Source organism: Cytobacillus sp. FSL W7-1323, assembly GCF_038595015.1.
Lineage (GTDB): Bacteria > Bacillota > Bacilli > Bacillales > Cytobacillaceae > Cytobacillus > Cytobacillus kochii.
Genome location: NZ_CP151998.1, coordinates 86,364 through 103,922 on the forward strand (window position 1 = coordinate 86,364; position 17,559 = coordinate 103,922).

The window sequence follows — 17,559 nt, forward strand, 5'->3', positions numbered from 1 at the left end:
GAATAGCATGACAAACAGTGTATTACATTGTGGTTCTTATACCTTAGATTATAGTAGGAAGACATTAATTATGGGCATACTTAATATCACGCCTGATTCTTTCTCTGATGGTGGTAAATACAACCAATTAGAGAATGTGGTAAAGAGAGCGAAGGAATTAGTGGAGGCTGGAGCAGATATTATCGATATTGGTGGCGAATCTACGAGGCCAGGATATGAAGAGATTTCTGTTGAGGAAGAAATTGCACGAGTTGTTCCCGCGATAGAAGCGATTGTAAAGGAAGTTCGAATTCCTCTTTCTATTGATACTTATAAAGCAGAAGTGGCGAAGCACGCCCTAGAAGCAGGTGCGCACATTATTAATGATATATGGGGTGCGAAGAGAGATAAAGAAATGGCATCATTAGCCGCTGAAAAAGATGTCCCCATTATCTTAATGCATAATAGAGATAATGAAAAATATGATTCATTCTTTAGAGACTGTATGAATGAATTATATGAAAGTATCGCAATTGTTAAGGCAGCGGGGGTTAGGGATGACAATATCATCTTAGATCCAGGTATAGGATTTGCGAAAAGCCATGAAGATAACATAGAAATGATGCGTCATCTTGATCAGCTTGTGGCGTTTGGTTATCCAGTATTGCTAGGTACATCAAAGAAACGAATGATAGCCAATGTGCTTAACCTACCTGTTGATGACAGAATGGAAGGGACAGGGGCGACAGTCTGTTATGGTATTCAAAAGGGCTGTCAGATTATGCGTGTACATGATGTAAAGGAAATGAGCCGTATGGCTAAAATGATGGATGCGCTTATTGGGAAGGATGTTAATCTTGGATAAAATCTATTTAAATCGCATGGCGTTTTATGGATATCACGGGGTATTTACTGAAGAGAATCGCCTAGGACAACGTTTTTATGTAGATTTAACAATTGAGTTAGATTTAAGTGAAGCGGGGAAAAGTGATGATTTAAATCACACGATAAATTATGCAGATCTATATGAGTTGTGTAAGACAATAGTAGAGGGCAAACCATTCAAGTTAGTAGAGGCATTAACAGAGAAAATTGCCTCAGAAGCATTAGCCACCTTTAAACAAATATCTCAAATAACTGTAAAAGTAGTGAAGCCGGATCCCCCTATTCCGGGTCATTATGATTCTGTAGCGATAGAAATGACAAGGAGTAGGAAATAGTGACAAATATAGCTTTTATCGGCTTGGGCTCAAATATGCCAGATCGAGAAGTAAACTTATATGAAGCAATAAGTGAGCTAGCAAAGAGTAAAGATATAGAAATAGTAAATTATTCCTCCATATATGAGACGGACCCTGTTGGATTTGAAGACCAAGCTCAATTTTTGAACATGGTTATACAAGTTAGTACGACATTATCTTCTTCGCAACTATTAAAAGCTTTATTAAGAGTTGAGCAAGATCTTGGTAGAAAAAGGGTTATTCGTTGGGGGCCAAGAAATATAGACCTTGACATTTTACTGTATAATCAAGAAAATATTGAGACAGAGACGTTAATCGTTCCACACCCACGTATGCATGAGAGAGCTTTCGTGCTCATTCCACTTCTAGAGATTCAACCAACCATTTGCTTACCGGATGAGGAACAGCCTTTACATGAGAAATTAGAGGCGATCCCAGACAAAAAAGGAGTTCGGATATGGAAGCGGAAAAATGGGGGAGACGTATTCGCGCTTTTCGAAAGCTCAAAGGATACACCCAAGAAGGTTTTGCGAAAAAGTTAGGTATATCAGTTTCTATTATTGGTGAGATTGAAAGAGGTAATCGTATGCCTACGGAACAATTACTAGAAAAAATTACAACATTACTACATGTGACAATGGAGGATTTAGCTCCACCTGAAGAGCAGGAAATCCATAAATAGAAGGAGGTCTCTCGGATATGTTTCAAATTGGTGATGTTAACATCAAGAACCGAGTGGTCCTTGCACCGATGGCTGGTGTGTGTAACTCTGCATTCCGATTAACAGTAAAAGAATTCGGAGCAGGACTTGTATGTGCCGAAATGGTGAGCGATAAGGGCATTATTTTAAAAAATGAAAGAACAATGAATATGCTGTATATAGATGAGCGTGAAAAGCCGTTAAGTCTACAAATTTTCGGTGGGGAAAAAGAAACATTGGTTGAGGCAGCGAAATTTGTTGACCAAAATACTAATGCAGATATTATCGATATTAATATGGGATGCCCTGTGCCGAAAATCACCAAATGTGATGCGGGTGCCAAATGGCTTTTAGACCCAAATAAAATCTACGAAATGGTTTCAGCGGTTGTGTCGGAGGTAGAAAAGCCCGTAACAGTCAAAATGCGTATGGGTTGGGATGAAGACCATATATACGCCGTGAAAAACGCCCAAGCAGTAGAACGTGCTGGAGGTAAAGCGGTCTCGTTGCACGGTCGTACGAGAGTGCAAATGTATGAAGGTACAGCTAACTGGGACATCATTCGAGAAGTAAAACAAAACATTCAAATCCCGTTAATCGGTAATGGAGATGTACAGACTCCCCAAGATGCCCAAAGAATGTTAGATGAAACAGGTGTCGATGGGGTGATGATTGGACGCGCAGCTTTAGGGAACCCGTGGATGATCTATCGGACTGTCAAATATCTAGAAACTGGAGAGCTCATGGGAGAACCGTCCGTTCGTGAGAAAATGGATGTCTGTACATTGCATATGGATCGATTGATTGAACTGAAAAATGAACATATTGCTGTGCGGGAAATGCGTAAACATGCAGCTTGGTATTTAAAAGGAATCAAAGGAAATGCAAAAGCTCGTGCAGCTATTAATGAATGTAATACTAGAGAAGATGTTGTAAACGTCCTTTCTGAGTTAGTAGTGGAAATGGAAGAAAAAGAAAGACAAGCTTCAAAAGCAGTCTAATTAACTACAATTAGTGGCAACTAGCGTTTAATAGCGGGTTTGACATCATTTTTATATTTAACTATAATATTTCTGTGAAACAATGAACGACTGCCAGTCACTTGCTGGCAGTTTTTATTCTATTTCTTTACTTAATAGATGTCTGTCGTTGTTGTATTGTGTACAATAATAGAGATATAAAATACTAAATCTTCGTAAACCGCCCTTAGGCGTCTACATAAAAGATTTAAGATGGAGATGGTATCTGTGAGTCAAAATCATGAAGAATTAAATGACCAATTAGTGGTTAGACGTGAAAAGATGAACAGTCTTCGTGAACAAGGCGTAGATCCTTTCGGAAAAAGATTTGATCGCACACATCAATCACAGCAATTGGTTGAGGAATACTCTAAATTTGAAAAAGAAGAATTAGAGGAAAAAGAAATTCCTGTAACCATTGCAGGTAGAATTATGACAAAACGCGGTAAAGGTAAAGCGGGTTTTGCTCATATTCAAGATTTATCTGGACAAATCCAATTATACGTTCGTAAGGATGCTGTTGGTGAAGAAGCATATGAAGTTTTTACATCTGCTGATTTAGGTGATATTGTCGGTGTTTCGGGTGTTCTTTTCAAAACAAAAGTAGGAGAACTTTCTGTTAAAGCAAAACAATTTGAATTATTAACAAAAGCCCTACGTCCTTTACCTGATAAATTCCATGGTTTAAAAGATGTGGAGCAAAGATATCGCCAGCGTTACCTAGATTTGATTATGAGCGAAGAAAGTAAACATACCTTCATTACTCGTAGCCGTATTATACAATCTATGAGACGTTATCTAGATGATCAAGGTTATCTTGAAGTAGAAACACCAATGATGCATGCTATTGCTGGTGGGGCTTCAGCAAAACCTTTTATTACACATCATAATGCGTTGGATATGGAATTATATATGCGTATTGCCATTGAACTACACTTAAAACGCCTGATTGTTGGTGGGATGGAGAAAGTGTATGAAATCGGCCGTGTATTCCGTAATGAGGGAGTGTCTACAAGACATAATCCTGAGTTTACGATGATTGAACTATATGAGGCTTATGCTGATTATCGTGATATTATGAGATTGACAGAGAACCTTATTGCGCATATTGCAGAAGAAGTTCTAGGTTCAACGACTGTTCAGTATGGTGAATACGAAATTAATCTGAAACCAGAGTGGAAAAGACTTCATATGGTAGATGCGGTTAAAGAATATACTGGTGTAGACTTCTGGAAAGAAACATCAGTTGATGAAGCGCGTGCGCTTGCAAAAGAGCATGGTGTGGAAATTACCGAGCATATGCAATATGGTCACATCGTCAATGAATTCTTTGAACAAAAAGTAGAAGAGAAGCTGATTCAACCTACCTTTATTTTCGGACACCCGGTAGAAATCTCTCCACTTGCGAAAAAGAATGAAAACGATCCACGTTTTACTGACCGTTTTGAGTTATTTATAGTCGCTAGAGAACACGCTAATGCATTCACGGAACTTAATGATCCAATTGATCAAAAAGAACGCTTTGAAGCGCAGTTAAAAGAGCGTGAGCAAGGAAACGATGAAGCACATATGATGGATAACGACTTTATTGAGGCGTTAGAATACGGAATGCCGCCAACTGGTGGACTAGGTATTGGTGTGGACCGTTTAGTTATGTTACTAACAAACGCAGCTTCTATTAGAGATGTGTTATTGTTCCCGCATATGCGTCAAAAATAAATATTAATGGATGAAAAAAGCCAGTAGAAGTTTACAAAAGTAAACTTCTACTGGCTTTAATTGTATTTAAACAAATGAAGCGGTGTACTATGATTAGTAAAAATTGATAATTTATTAGAAGCTATACTATTTTAAATTAGTTAGTTTTTTAGTTATGTTACTTTAAACTTTACTGCTTCACTTTGACTATTTGCTAATTGCCATGGGTTTATTAATTGTGTTCCTTGCTTTCAATTGAATTGTTAGAGAAGGAGAGTGACTCATATAGGAAAAGGTAAAGGTGGGTGCATCAGTATTAAATCCATTATCAAACAATTGATATTCAAGTCTTTTTTTCACTATACGTAGAGCTGGCAACCGTTTGTTCTAATGAAAACGAAGCTAATAAGGTAGAAAAGCAATTTATTAATCACTTTGGTCAGGCTGTCGTTCGTTCTAGAAATAGGTGGTTTTTGACGCAGCAGTGTTAAGAGGAAAAACAGAAAGGTTTAAGTGCTATTTGTTGTTTGCGTTTCTGCTTGGATGTAGATTATGTGACGAGTAAAGGTACAAAGGTATATTTTCCTGTAAGTATTCAATTTAGAAGATAAAAGAAAAGCTGTTTAATGATAAAGATTCTACTTGTTTAATTAAAGTAATAGTACAATAGAAAAAACTTATTAAAAGATTAGTTGGGAAGTTGAAATTACAGATTTGAAGTTTGTTTTCAAAAAAAAGAAGTTTCTTAATAAAAACTTTAAAAATTATATTGCAAACACTTTTTAATCGTGATATAGTAGTTTTTGTTCCCAAGAGAGAGCAAGTTTACTCAACTAATCATCAAAAATTATTTTAAAAAAATAGTTGACATGATGTTGGTGGGATGATAAGATTATAAAGTCGCTTCTGAAGCGAACGAGATTGTTCTTTGAAAACTGAACGAACGTAAAACGTCAAGCGTAATTCTAAAAAAGCTGATTTATCAGCAACAAAGCACCATAGGTGCAAACGAGCTAATCAAACACTTTATTGGAGAGTTTGATCCTGGCTCAGGACGAACGCTGGCGGCGTGCCTAATACATGCAAGTCGAGCGAATCTGAGGGAGCTTGCTCCCAAAGATTAGCGGCGGACGGGTGAGTAACACGTGGGCAACCTGCCTGTAAGACTGGGATAACTCCGGGAAACCGGGGCTAATACCGGATAATATCTATTTATACATATAATTAGATTGAAAGATGGTTCTGCTATCACTTACAGATGGGCCCGCGGCGCATTAGCTAGTTGGTGAGGTAACGGCTCACCAAGGCGACGATGCGTAGCCGACCTGAGAGGGTGATCGGCCACACTGGGACTGAGACACGGCCCAGACTCCTACGGGAGGCAGCAGTAGGGAATCTTCCGCAATGGACGAAAGTCTGACGGAGCAACGCCGCGTGAGTGATGAAGGTTTTCGGATCGTAAAACTCTGTTGTTAGGGAAGAACAAGTATCGGAGTAACTGCCGGTACCTTGACGGTACCTAACCAGAAAGCCACGGCTAACTACGTGCCAGCAGCCGCGGTAATACGTAGGTGGCAAGCGTTGTCCGGAATTATTGGGCGTAAAGCGCGCGCAGGCGGTTCCTTAAGTCTGATGTGAAAGCCCACGGCTCAACCGTGGAGGGTCATTGGAAACTGGGGAACTTGAGTGCAGAAGAGGAAAGTGGAATTCCAAGTGTAGCGGTGAAATGCGTAGAGATTTGGAGGAACACCAGTGGCGAAGGCGACTTTCTGGTCTGTAACTGACGCTGAGGCGCGAAAGCGTGGGGAGCAAACAGGATTAGATACCCTGGTAGTCCACGCCGTAAACGATGAGTGCTAAGTGTTAGAGGGTTTCCGCCCTTTAGTGCTGCAGCAAACGCATTAAGCACTCCGCCTGGGGAGTACGACCGCAAGGTTGAAACTCAAAGGAATTGACGGGGGCCCGCACAAGCGGTGGAGCATGTGGTTTAATTCGAAGCAACGCGAAGAACCTTACCAGGTCTTGACATCCTCTGACAATCCTAGAGATAGGACTTTCCCCTTCGGGGGACAGAGTGACAGGTGGTGCATGGTTGTCGTCAGCTCGTGTCGTGAGATGTTGGGTTAAGTCCCGCAACGAGCGCAACCCTTGATCTTAGTTGCCAGCATTTAGTTGGGCACTCTAAGGTGACTGCCGGTGACAAACCGGAGGAAGGTGGGGATGACGTCAAATCATCATGCCCCTTATGACCTGGGCTACACACGTGCTACAATGGATGGTACAAAGGGCTGCAAGACCGCGAGGTTTAGCCAATCCCATAAAACCATTCTCAGTTCGGATTGTAGGCTGCAACTCGCCTACATGAAGCCGGAATCGCTAGTAATCGCGGATCAGCATGCCGCGGTGAATACGTTCCCGGGCCTTGTACACACCGCCCGTCACACCACGAGAGTTTGTAACACCCGAAGTCGGTGGGGTAACCTTTTGGAGCCAGCCGCCTAAGGTGGGACAGATGATTGGGGTGAAGTCGTAACAAGGTAGCCGTATCGGAAGGTGCGGCTGGATCACCTCCTTTCTAAGGAATATACGGAATTAACTTGATGTTAGACTGTTCGTTCAGTTTTGAGAGTATAATCTCTCAATTCAATCGTTCTTTGAAAACTAGATAATGTAATGAAGAAGATTACCGAGTAATCGCCACCTTAGTTATTTTCTCTCTATATAATAGAGTAGAGATACTAGACTTTTTTAAAAACACACAACCGTGAGGGTTGTGAGAAGCAAGCAGTTCAAGGAAGCGAGCGAGGAAACACCGGAGTGTGCGTCTTGTGCACATGAGGATGTTGACGAGTGAGCTGACGCCGAAATGCGTAGCTTATCGCAAGCCGAACAATGGTTAAGTTAATAAGGGCGCACGGTGAATGCCTTGGCACTAGGAGCCGATGAAGGACGGGACTAACACCGATATGCTTCGGGGAGCTGTAAGTAAGCTTTGATCCGGAGATTTCCGAATGGGGAAACCCCCTATCCGTTATGGGATAGGATCCATACCTGAATACATAGGGTATGGAAGGCAGACCCGGGGAACTGAAACATCTAAGTACCCGGAGGAAGAGAAAGCAAACGCGATTCCCTGAGTAGCGGCGAGCGAAACGGGATTAGCCCAAACCAAGAGGCTTGCCTCTTGGGGTTGTAGGACATTCTATACGGAGTTACAAAGGAACGAGATAGACGAAGAGGTCTGGAAAGGCCCGCCATAGGAGGTAAAAGCCCTGTAGTTGAAACTTCGTTCCCTCCAGAGTGGATCCTGAGTACGGCGGGACACGAGAAATCCCGTCGGAAGCAGGGAGGACCATCTCCCAAGGCTAAATACTCCCTAGTGACCGATAGTGAACCAGTACCGTGAGGGAAAGGTGAAAAGCACCCCGGAAGGGGAGTGAAAGAGATCCTGAAACCGTGTGCCTACAAGTAGTTAGAGCCCGTTAATGGGTGATAGCGTGCCTTTTGTAGAATGAACCGGCGAGTTACGATTACATGCGAGGTTAAGTTGGACAGACGGAGCCGTAGCGAAAGCGAGTCTGAATAGGGCGAATGAGTATGTGGTCGTAGACCCGAAACCAGGTGATCTACCCATGTCCAGGGTGAAGTCCAGGTAACACTGGATGGAGGCCCGAACCCACGTACGTTGAAAAGTGCGGGGATGAGGTGTGGGTAGCGGAGAAATTCCAATCGAACTTGGAGATAGCTGGTTCTCTCCGAAATAGCTTTAGGGCTAGCCTCATGCGTAAGAATCTTGGAGGTAGAGCACTGTTTGGACTAGGGGCCCTCATCGGGTTACCGAATTCAGACAAACTCCGAATGCCAAAGATTTATCCATGGGAGTCAGACTGCGAGTGATAAGATCCGTAGTCAAGAGGGAAACAGCCCAGACCACCAGCTAAGGTCCCAAAGTATACGTTAAGTGGAAAAGGATGTGGAGTTGCTTAGACAACCAGGATGTTGGCTTAGAAGCAGCCACCATTTAAAGAGTGCGTAATAGCTCACTGGTCGAGTGACTCCGCGCCGAAAATGTACCGGGGCTAAACGTATCACCGAAGCTGTGGATTGAACATCGTTGATGTTCAGTGGTAGGAGAGCGTTCTAAGGGCGTTGAAGCTAGACCGTAAGGACTGGTGGAGCGCTTAGAAGTGAGAATGCCGGTATGAGTAGCGAAAGATGGGTGAGAATCCCATCCACCGAATGCCTAAGGTTTCCTGAGGAAGGCTCGTCCGCTCAGGGTTAGTCGGGACCTAAGCCGAGGCTGAAAAGCGTAGGCGATGGACAACAGGTTGATATTCCTGTACCACCGTATTCTGTTTGAGTGATGGGGGGACGCAGGAGGATAGGGTAAGCGCACTATTGGATGTGCGTCTAAGCAGTTAGAGGGACCATGAGGCAAATCCCATGGTCACATACCTTGAGCTGTGATAGCGAGGGAAATTTAGTACCGAAGTTCTTGATTCCACACTGCCAAGAAAAGCCTCTAGCGAGGAATAAGGTGCCCGTACCGCAAACCGACACAGGTAGGCGAGGAGAGAATCCTAAGGTGAGCGAGAGAACTCTCGTTAAGGAACTCGGCAAAATGACCCCGTAACTTCGGGAGAAGGGGTGCTCATTAGGGTGTTAAAGCCTTGATGAGCCGCAGTGAATAGGCCCAGGCGACTGTTTAGCAAAAACACAGGTCTCTGCGAAGCCGCAAGGCGAAGTATAGGGGCTGACGCCTGCCCGGTGCTGGAAGGTTAAGAGGAGAGGTTAGCTCACGCGAAGCTTTGAATCGAAGCCCCAGTAAACGGCGGCCGTAACTATAACGGTCCTAAGGTAGCGAAATTCCTTGTCGGGTAAGTTCCGACCCGCACGAAAGGCGTAACGATCTGGGCACTGTCTCAACGAGAGACTCGGTGAAATTATAGTACCTGTGAAGATGCAGGTTACCCGCGACAGGACGGAAAGACCCCGTGGAGCTTTACTGTAGCCTGATATTGAATTTTGGTACAGCTTGTACAGGATAGGTAGGAGCCTTAGAAGCCGGAGCGCTAGCTTCGGTGGAGGCGTCGGTGGGATACTACCCTGGCTGTATTGAAATTCTAACCCACATCCCTTATCGGGATGGGAGACAGTGTCAGGTGGGCAGTTTGACTGGGGCGGTCGCCTCCTAAAGAGTAACGGAGGCGCCCAAAGGTTCCCTCAGAATGGTTGGAAATCATTCGTAGAGTGTAAAGGCACAAGGGAGCTTGACTGCGAGACCTACAAGTCGAGCAGGGACGAAAGTCGGGCTTAGTGATCCGGTGGTTCCGCATGGAAGGGCCATCGCTCAACGGATAAAAGCTACCCCGGGGATAACAGGCTTATCTCCCCCAAGAGTCCACATCGACGGGGAGGTTTGGCACCTCGATGTCGGCTCATCGCATCCTGGGGCTGTAGTCGGTCCCAAGGGTTGGGCTGTTCGCCCATTAAAGCGGTACGCGAGCTGGGTTCAGAACGTCGTGAGACAGTTCGGTCCCTATCCGTCGTGGGCGCAGGAAATTTGAGAGGAGCTGTCCTTAGTACGAGAGGACCGGGATGGACGCACCGCTGGTGTACCAGTTGTCTTGCCAAAGGCATCGCTGGGTAGCTATGTGCGGAAGGGATAAGTGCTGAAAGCATCTAAGCATGAAGCCCCCCTCGAGATGAGATTTCCCATAGCGCAAGCTAGTAAGATCCCTGAAAGATGATCAGGTTGATAGGTTAGAGGTGTAAGTGTGGCGACACATGTAGCTGACTAATACTAATCGATCGAGGACTTAACCAAACAGGCGATTACTCAATAAATATCTTCTTCAACATTACCTAGTTTTGAGGGAACGATTCCCTTACAATTTCATAGTCCGGTGGCGATAGCGAGAAGGTCACACCCGTTCCCATACCGAACACGGAAGTTAAGCTTCTCAGCGCCGATGGTAGTTAGGGGCTGTCCCCTTGTGAGAGTAGGACGTTGCCGGGCATACATATTGGAGGATTAGCTCAGCTGGGAGAGCATCTGCCTTACAAGCAGAGGGTCGGCGGTTCGATCCCGTCATCCTCCACCATTTTTTTGTGTTTATTTGCCGGCCTAGCTCAATTGGTAGAGCAACTGACTTGTAATCAGTAGGTTGGGGGTTCAAGTCCTCTGGCCGGCACCACTTGTACGAGCCATTAGCTCAGTTGGTAGAGCATCTGACTTTTAATCAGAGGGTCGAAGGTTCGAGTCCTTCATGGCTCACCATTTATATATGCGGGTGTGGCGGAATTGGCAGACGCACCAGACTTAGGATCTGGCGCCGCAAGGCGTGGGGGTTCGACTCCCTTCACCCGCACCATTTTTATTTTGAATATTTGCGGAAGTAGTTCAGTGGTAGAACATCACCTTGCCAAGGTGAGGGTCGCGGGTTCGAATCCCGTCTTCCGCTCCAATAAGTGCCGGGGTGGCGGAACTGGCAGACGCACAGGACTTAAAATCCTGCGGTAGGTGACTACCGTACCGGTTCGATTCCGGTCCTCGGCACCACTTATTGATGCGCCCGTAGCTCAATTGGATAGAGCGTTTGACTACGGATCAAAAGGTTAGGGGTTCGACTCCTCTCGGGCGCGCCATAAACGGGAAGTAGCTCAGCTTGGTAGAGCACTTGGTTTGGGACCAAGGGGTCGCAGGTTCGAATCCTGTCTTCCCGACCATTTTTATTACTCTTTTTGGGGCCTTAGCTCAGCTGGGAGAGCGCCTGCTTTGCACGCAGGAGGTCAGCGGTTCGATCCCGCTAGGCTCCACCAAAAACATTTTAAAAAAGTTATTGACATAACAAGTTAAGATGTTGTATGATTATAAAGTCGCTTCTGAAGCGAATGAGATTGTTCTTTGAAAACTGAACGAACGTAAAACGTCAAGCGTAATTCTAAAAAAGCTGATTTATCAGCAACAAAGCACCATAGGTGCAAATGAGCTAATCAAACACTTTATTGGAGAGTTTGATCCTGGCTCAGGACGAACGCTGGCGGCGTGCCTAATACATGCAAGTCGAGCGAATCTGAGGGAGCTTGCTCCCAAAGATTAGCGGCGGACGGGTGAGTAACACGTGGGCAACCTGCCTGTAAGACTGGGATAACTCCGGGAAACCGGGGCTAATACCGGATAATATCTATTTATACATATAATTAGATTGAAAGATGGTTCTGCTATCACTTACAGATGGGCCCGCGGCGCATTAGCTAGTTGGTGAGGTAACGGCTCACCAAGGCGACGATGCGTAGCCGACCTGAGAGGGTGATCGGCCACACTGGGACTGAGACACGGCCCAGACTCCTACGGGAGGCAGCAGTAGGGAATCTTCCGCAATGGACGAAAGTCTGACGGAGCAACGCCGCGTGAGTGATGAAGGTTTTCGGATCGTAAAACTCTGTTGTTAGGGAAGAACAAGTATCGGAGTAACTGCCGGTACCTTGACGGTACCTAACCAGAAAGCCACGGCTAACTACGTGCCAGCAGCCGCGGTAATACGTAGGTGGCAAGCGTTGTCCGGAATTATTGGGCGTAAAGCGCGCGCAGGCGGTTCCTTAAGTCTGATGTGAAAGCCCACGGCTCAACCGTGGAGGGTCATTGGAAACTGGGGAACTTGAGTGCAGAAGAGGAAAGTGGAATTCCAAGTGTAGCGGTGAAATGCGTAGAGATTTGGAGGAACACCAGTGGCGAAGGCGACTTTCTGGTCTGTAACTGACGCTGAGGCGCGAAAGCGTGGGGAGCAAACAGGATTAGATACCCTGGTAGTCCACGCCGTAAACGATGAGTGCTAAGTGTTAGAGGGTTTCCGCCCTTTAGTGCTGCAGCAAACGCATTAAGCACTCCGCCTGGGGAGTACGACCGCAAGGTTGAAACTCAAAGGAATTGACGGGGGCCCGCACAAGCGGTGGAGCATGTGGTTTAATTCGAAGCAACGCGAAGAACCTTACCAGGTCTTGACATCCTCTGACAATCCTAGAGATAGGACTTTCCCCTTCGGGGGACAGAGTGACAGGTGGTGCATGGTTGTCGTCAGCTCGTGTCGTGAGATGTTGGGTTAAGTCCCGCAACGAGCGCAACCCTTGATCTTAGTTGCCAGCATTCAGTTGGGCACTCTAAGGTGACTGCCGGTGACAAACCGGAGGAAGGTGGGGATGACGTCAAATCATCATGCCCCTTATGACCTGGGCTACACACGTGCTACAATGGATGGTACAAAGGGCTGCAAGACCGCGAGGTTTAGCCAATCCCATAAAACCATTCTCAGTTCGGATTGTAGGCTGCAACTCGCCTACATGAAGCCGGAATCGCTAGTAATCGCGGATCAGCATGCCGCGGTGAATACGTTCCCGGGCCTTGTACACACCGCCCGTCACACCACGAGAGTTTGTAACACCCGAAGTCGGTGGGGTAACCTTTTGGAGCCAGCCGCCTAAGGTGGGACAGATGATTGGGGTGAAGTCGTAACAAGGTAGCCGTATCGGAAGGTGCGGCTGGATCACCTCCTTTCTAAGGAATATACGGAATTGACTTGATGTTAGACTGTTCGTTCAGTTTTGAGAGTGCAATCTCTTTGATATGATTAAATACTTTACCGTGAAGTTATGTGGGCCTATAGCTCAGCTGGTTAGAGCGCACGCCTGATAAGCGTGAGGTCGATGGTTCGAGTCCATTTAGGCCCACCATTTTAACTTTAATACGGGGCCTTAGCTCAGCTGGGAGAGCGCCTGCTTTGCACGCAGGAGGTCAGCGGTTCGATCCCGCTAGGCTCCACCAACAAATCGTTCTTTGAAAACTAGATAATGTAATGAAGAAGATTACCGAGTAATCGCCACCTTAGTTATTTTTTCTCTCTATATATTATAGATTGATTTAAGATACTAAACTTTTTTAATAAACACAACCGAGAGGGTTGTGAGAAGCAAGCAGTTCAAGGAAGCGAGCGAGGAAACACCGGAGTGTGCGTCTTGTGCACATGAGGATGTTGACGAGTGAGCTGACGCCGAAATGCGTAGCTTATCGCAAGCCGAACAATGGTTAAGTTAATAAGGGCGCACGGTGAATGCCTTGGCACTAGGAGCCGATGAAGGACGGGACTAACACCGATATGCTTCGGGGAGCTGTAAGTAAGCTTTGATCCGGAGATTTCCGAATGGGGAAACCCCCTATCCGTTATGGGATAGGATCCATACCTGAATACATAGGGTATGGAAGGCAGACCCGGGGAACTGAAACATCTAAGTACCCGGAGGAAGAGAAAGCAAACGCGATTCCCTGAGTAGCGGCGAGCGAAACGGGATTAGCCCAAACCAAGAGGCTTGCCTCTTGGGGTTGTAGGACATTCTATACGGAGTTACAAAGGAACGAGATAGACGAAGAGGTCTGGAAAGGCCCGCCATAGGAGGTAAAAGCCCTGTAGTTGAAACTTCGTTCCCTCCAGAGTGGATCCTGAGTACGGCGGGACACGAGAAATCCCGTCGGAAGCAGGGAGGACCATCTCCCAAGGCTAAATACTCCCTAGTGACCGATAGTGAACCAGTACCGTGAGGGAAAGGTGAAAAGCACCCCGGAAGGGGAGTGAAAGAGATCCTGAAACCGTGTGCCTACAAGTAGTTAGAGCCCGTTAATGGGTGATAGCGTGCCTTTTGTAGAATGAACCGGCGAGTTACGATTACATGCGAGGTTAAGTTGGACAGACGGAGCCGTAGCGAAAGCGAGTCTGAATAGGGCGAATGAGTATGTGGTCGTAGACCCGAAACCAGGTGATCTACCCATGTCCAGGGTGAAGTCCAGGTAACACTGGATGGAGGCCCGAACCCACGTACGTTGAAAAGTGCGGGGATGAGGTGTGGGTAGCGGAGAAATTCCAATCGAACTTGGAGATAGCTGGTTCTCTCCGAAATAGCTTTAGGGCTAGCCTCATGCGTAAGAATCTTGGAGGTAGAGCACTGTTTGGACTAGGGGCCCTCATCGGGTTACCGAATTCAGACAAACTCCGAATGCCAAAGATTTATCCATGGGAGTCAGACTGCGAGTGATAAGATCCGTAGTCAAGAGGGAAACAGCCCAGACCACCAGCTAAGGTCCCAAAGTATACGTTAAGTGGAAAAGGATGTGGAGTTGCTTAGACAACCAGGATGTTGGCTTAGAAGCAGCCACCATTTAAAGAGTGCGTAATAGCTCACTGGTCGAGTGACTCCGCGCCGAAAATGTACCGGGGCTAAACGTATCACCGAAGCTGTGGATTGAACATCGTTGATGTTCAGTGGTAGGAGAGCGTTCTAAGGGCGTTGAAGCTAGACCGTAAGGACTGGTGGAGCGCTTAGAAGTGAGAATGCCGGTATGAGTAGCGAAAGATGGGTGAGAATCCCATCCACCGAATGCCTAAGGTTTCCTGAGGAAGGCTCGTCCGCTCAGGGTTAGTCGGGACCTAAGCCGAGGCTGAAAAGCGTAGGCGATGGACAACAGGTTGATATTCCTGTACCACCGTATTCTGTTTGAGTGATGGGGGGACGCAGGAGGATAGGGTAAGCGCACTATTGGATGTGCGTCTAAGCAGTTAGAGGGACCATGAGGCAAATCCCATGGTCACATACCTTGAGCTGTGATAGCGAGGGAAATTTAGTACCGAAGTTCTTGATTCCACACTGCCAAGAAAAGCCTCTAGCGAGGAATAAGGTGCCCGTACCGCAAACCGACACAGGTAGGCGAGGAGAGAATCCTAAGGTGAGCGAGAGAACTCTCGTTAAGGAACTCGGCAAAATGACCCCGTAACTTCGGGAGAAGGGGTGCTCATTAGGGTGTTAAAGCCTTGATGAGCCGCAGTGAATAGGCCCAGGCGACTGTTTAGCAAAAACACAGGTCTCTGCGAAGCCGCAAGGCGAAGTATAGGGGCTGACGCCTGCCCGGTGCTGGAAGGTTAAGAGGAGAGGTTAGCTCACGCGAAGCTTTGAATCGAAGCCCCAGTAAACGGCGGCCGTAACTATAACGGTCCTAAGGTAGCGAAATTCCTTGTCGGGTAAGTTCCGACCCGCACGAAAGGCGTAACGATCTGGGCACTGTCTCAACGAGAGACTCGGTGAAATTATAGTACCTGTGAAGATGCAGGTTACCCGCGACAGGACGGAAAGACCCCGTGGAGCTTTACTGTAGCCTGATATTGAATTTTGGTACAGCTTGTACAGGATAGGTAGGAGCCTTAGAAGCCGGAGCGCTAGCTTCGGTGGAGGCGTCGGTGGGATACTACCCTGGCTGTATTGAAATTCTAACCCACATCCCTTATCGGGATGGGAGACAGTGTCAGGTGGGCAGTTTGACTGGGGCGGTCGCCTCCTAAAGAGTAACGGAGGCGCCCAAAGGTTCCCTCAGAATGGTTGGAAATCATTCGTAGAGTGTAAAGGCACAAGGGAGCTTGACTGCGAGACCTACAAGTCGAGCAGGGACGAAAGTCGGGCTTAGTGATCCGGTGGTTCCGCATGGAAGGGCCATCGCTCAACGGATAAAAGCTACCCCGGGGATAACAGGCTTATCTCCCCCAAGAGTCCACATCGACGGGGAGGTTTGGCACCTCGATGTCGGCTCATCGCATCCTGGGGCTGTAGTCGGTCCCAAGGGTTGGGCTGTTCGCCCATTAAAGCGGTACGCGAGCTGGGTTCAGAACGTCGTGAGACAGTTCGGTCCCTATCCGTCGTGGGCGCAGGAAATTTGAGAGGAGCTGTCCTTAGTACGAGAGGACCGGGATGGACGCACCGCTGGTGTACCAGTTGTCTTGCCAAAGGCATCGCTGGGTAGCTATGTGCGGAAGGGATAAGTGCTGAAAGCATCTAAGCATGAAGCCCCCCTCGAGATGAGATTTCCCATAGCGCAAGCTAGTAAGATCCCTGAAAGATGATCAGGTTGATAGGTTAGAGGTGTAAGTGTGGCGACACATGTAGCTGACTAATACTAATCGATCGAGGACTTAACCAAACAGGCGATTACTCAATAAATATCTTCTTCAACATTACCTAGTTTTGAGGGAACGATTCCCTTACAATTTCATAGTCCGGTGGCGATAGCGAGAAGGTCACACCCGTTCCCATACCGAACACGGAAGTTAAGCTTCTCAGCGCCGATGGTAGTTAGGGGCTGTCCCCTTGTGAGAGTAGGACGTTGCCGGGCAAGATAAAAGAGCACATCATTTGTATGTGCTCTTTTTTGTCGTGCTATAATGAATTCGTTTATTTAAATGGACAAATAACATCTACACAATCTAAACATAATATAAATTTAATGAATGAACCTATATTTCATACGTTTGAGATTTAGAAAAAAAGGGGAAAATTAATAATACTACTTCGTTGCAACATTTCACACAAATCATGTATAATTTATGTCAAATATAGTCAAAGTCAGATAGGGGGAGGCCGGGTGAAAAATATATCAGATATTATTGAAAAATATCTTAAAGAAGTCTTGGAACTTAGCGAAAGGGAAATTGTTGAAATTAAGCGGAGCGAGATCGCTGATAAATTTCAATGTGTCCCATCTCAAATAAATTACGTCATAAATACTCGGTTTACAGTTGAAAAAGGCTATGCTGTCGAAAGTAAACGTGGCGGTGGTGGTTATATAAGAATCACCAAAGTGCAAGCTTATGATTATGTTGATTTAATTAATCAATTGATTAGGATTGTACGTGATCGTATTTCACAAAATAGTGCTGAAAATATTATAAACAGATTAGTTGAAGAAGAGATTATTACTACTCGAGAAGCGAAGATTATGTTAAGTGTCATTGACCGTTCAGTTCTTTACTTAGAGTTACCCTATAGGGATGAGTTAAGAGCAAGGATGCTTGTTGCGATGCTAAATACATTGAAATATAAGTAGGCTGTA

7 protein-coding genes, 11 tRNA genes and 6 rRNA genes are annotated in these 17,559 nt (G+C 46.1%); all 24 read left to right on the forward strand.

Features of this window, described 5'->3' with window-relative positions:
* Positions 1-7: 7 nt before the first annotated feature.
* The 24 genes from folP (at position 8) to MKX67_RS00540 (ending at position 17,553) form a co-directional block, all read left to right on the forward strand.
* The gene (gene folP, locus MKX67_RS00425) at positions 8-844 is read left to right on the forward strand and encodes a dihydropteroate synthase (protein ID WP_322910609.1); all 837 of its coding nucleotides are present in this window, start codon (positions 8-10) and stop codon (positions 842-844) included.
* Complete coding sequence (gene folB, locus MKX67_RS00430) at positions 837-1,199, forward strand: dihydroneopterin aldolase (RefSeq protein ID WP_095371258.1); 363 nt, start codon at positions 837-839, stop codon at positions 1,197-1,199. Before folP ends, folB begins: the two co-directional genes overlap by 8 nt.
* The gene (gene folK / locus MKX67_RS00435) at positions 1,199-1,762 is read left to right on the forward strand and encodes a 2-amino-4-hydroxy-6-hydroxymethyldihydropteridine diphosphokinase (protein WP_095371257.1); all 564 of its coding nucleotides are present in this window, start codon (positions 1,199-1,201) and stop codon (positions 1,760-1,762) included. The genes folB and folK overlap by 1 nt, the downstream gene beginning before the upstream one ends.
* The gene (locus MKX67_RS00440) at positions 1,678-1,902 is read left to right on the forward strand and encodes a helix-turn-helix transcriptional regulator (protein ID WP_095371256.1); all 225 of its coding nucleotides are present in this window, start codon (positions 1,678-1,680) and stop codon (positions 1,900-1,902) included. Before folK ends, MKX67_RS00440 begins: the two co-directional genes overlap by 85 nt.
* Positions 1,903-1,919: 17 nt before the next feature.
* Positions 1,920-2,921 (forward strand): tRNA dihydrouridine synthase DusB, encoded by a 1,002-nt coding sequence (gene dusB / locus MKX67_RS00445; protein ID WP_224939145.1) that lies wholly within the window; start codon positions 1,920-1,922, stop codon positions 2,919-2,921.
* 237 nt (positions 2,922-3,158) lie between these two features.
* Positions 3,159-4,658, forward strand: a complete 1,500-nt coding sequence (gene lysS, locus MKX67_RS00450) for a lysine--tRNA ligase (protein ID WP_342489247.1) — start codon at positions 3,159-3,161, stop codon at positions 4,656-4,658.
* 1,005 nt (positions 4,659-5,663) lie between these two features.
* A 16S ribosomal RNA gene (locus MKX67_RS00455) occupies positions 5,664-7,212 on the forward strand.
* Positions 7,213-7,531: 319 nt separating this feature from the next.
* A 23S ribosomal RNA gene (locus MKX67_RS00460) occupies positions 7,532-10,464 on the forward strand.
* 75 nt (positions 10,465-10,539) lie between these two features.
* Positions 10,540-10,656: ribosomal RNA gene (gene rrf, locus MKX67_RS00465) — 5S ribosomal RNA — on the forward strand.
* A gap of 9 nt (positions 10,657-10,665) precedes the next feature.
* A tRNA-Val gene (locus tag MKX67_RS00470) sits at positions 10,666-10,741 on the forward strand.
* A gap of 17 nt (positions 10,742-10,758) precedes the next feature.
* Positions 10,759-10,834, forward strand: a tRNA-Thr gene (locus tag MKX67_RS00475).
* Positions 10,835-10,841: 7 nt separating this feature from the next.
* A tRNA-Lys gene (locus MKX67_RS00480) sits at positions 10,842-10,917 on the forward strand.
* A 9-nt stretch (positions 10,918-10,926) separates the two neighbouring features.
* Positions 10,927-11,011: transfer RNA gene (locus MKX67_RS00485), tRNA-Leu, on the forward strand.
* 18 nt (positions 11,012-11,029) lie between these two features.
* Positions 11,030-11,104 (forward strand) — tRNA-Gly (locus MKX67_RS00490).
* Between the two features lie 6 nt (positions 11,105-11,110).
* Positions 11,111-11,199 (forward strand) — tRNA-Leu (locus MKX67_RS00495).
* A 9-nt stretch (positions 11,200-11,208) separates the two neighbouring features.
* A tRNA-Arg gene (locus tag MKX67_RS00500) sits at positions 11,209-11,285 on the forward strand.
* 4 nt (positions 11,286-11,289) lie between these two features.
* Positions 11,290-11,366, forward strand: a tRNA-Pro gene (locus MKX67_RS00505).
* Positions 11,367-11,383: 17 nt separating this feature from the next.
* Positions 11,384-11,459: transfer RNA gene (locus MKX67_RS00510), tRNA-Ala, on the forward strand.
* Between the two features lie 183 nt (positions 11,460-11,642).
* Positions 11,643-13,191: ribosomal RNA gene (locus MKX67_RS00515) — 16S ribosomal RNA — on the forward strand.
* A gap of 99 nt (positions 13,192-13,290) precedes the next feature.
* Positions 13,291-13,367 (forward strand) — tRNA-Ile (locus MKX67_RS00520).
* 15 nt (positions 13,368-13,382) lie between these two features.
* Positions 13,383-13,458: transfer RNA gene (locus tag MKX67_RS00525), tRNA-Ala, on the forward strand.
* A 259-nt stretch (positions 13,459-13,717) separates the two neighbouring features.
* Positions 13,718-16,650, forward strand: a 23S ribosomal RNA gene (locus MKX67_RS00530).
* A 75-nt stretch (positions 16,651-16,725) separates the two neighbouring features.
* Positions 16,726-16,842 (forward strand): 5S ribosomal RNA (gene rrf, locus MKX67_RS00535).
* The 16S, 23S and 5S rRNA genes sit together here with 11 tRNA genes alongside, the layout of an rRNA operon.
* A gap of 249 nt (positions 16,843-17,091) precedes the next feature.
* Positions 17,092-17,553: a CtsR family transcriptional regulator gene (locus tag MKX67_RS00540; protein ID WP_095371254.1), complete on the forward strand. Its 462-nt coding sequence runs from the start codon at positions 17,092-17,094 to the stop codon at positions 17,551-17,553.
* The last annotated feature ends 6 nt before the right edge of the window (positions 17,554-17,559 follow it).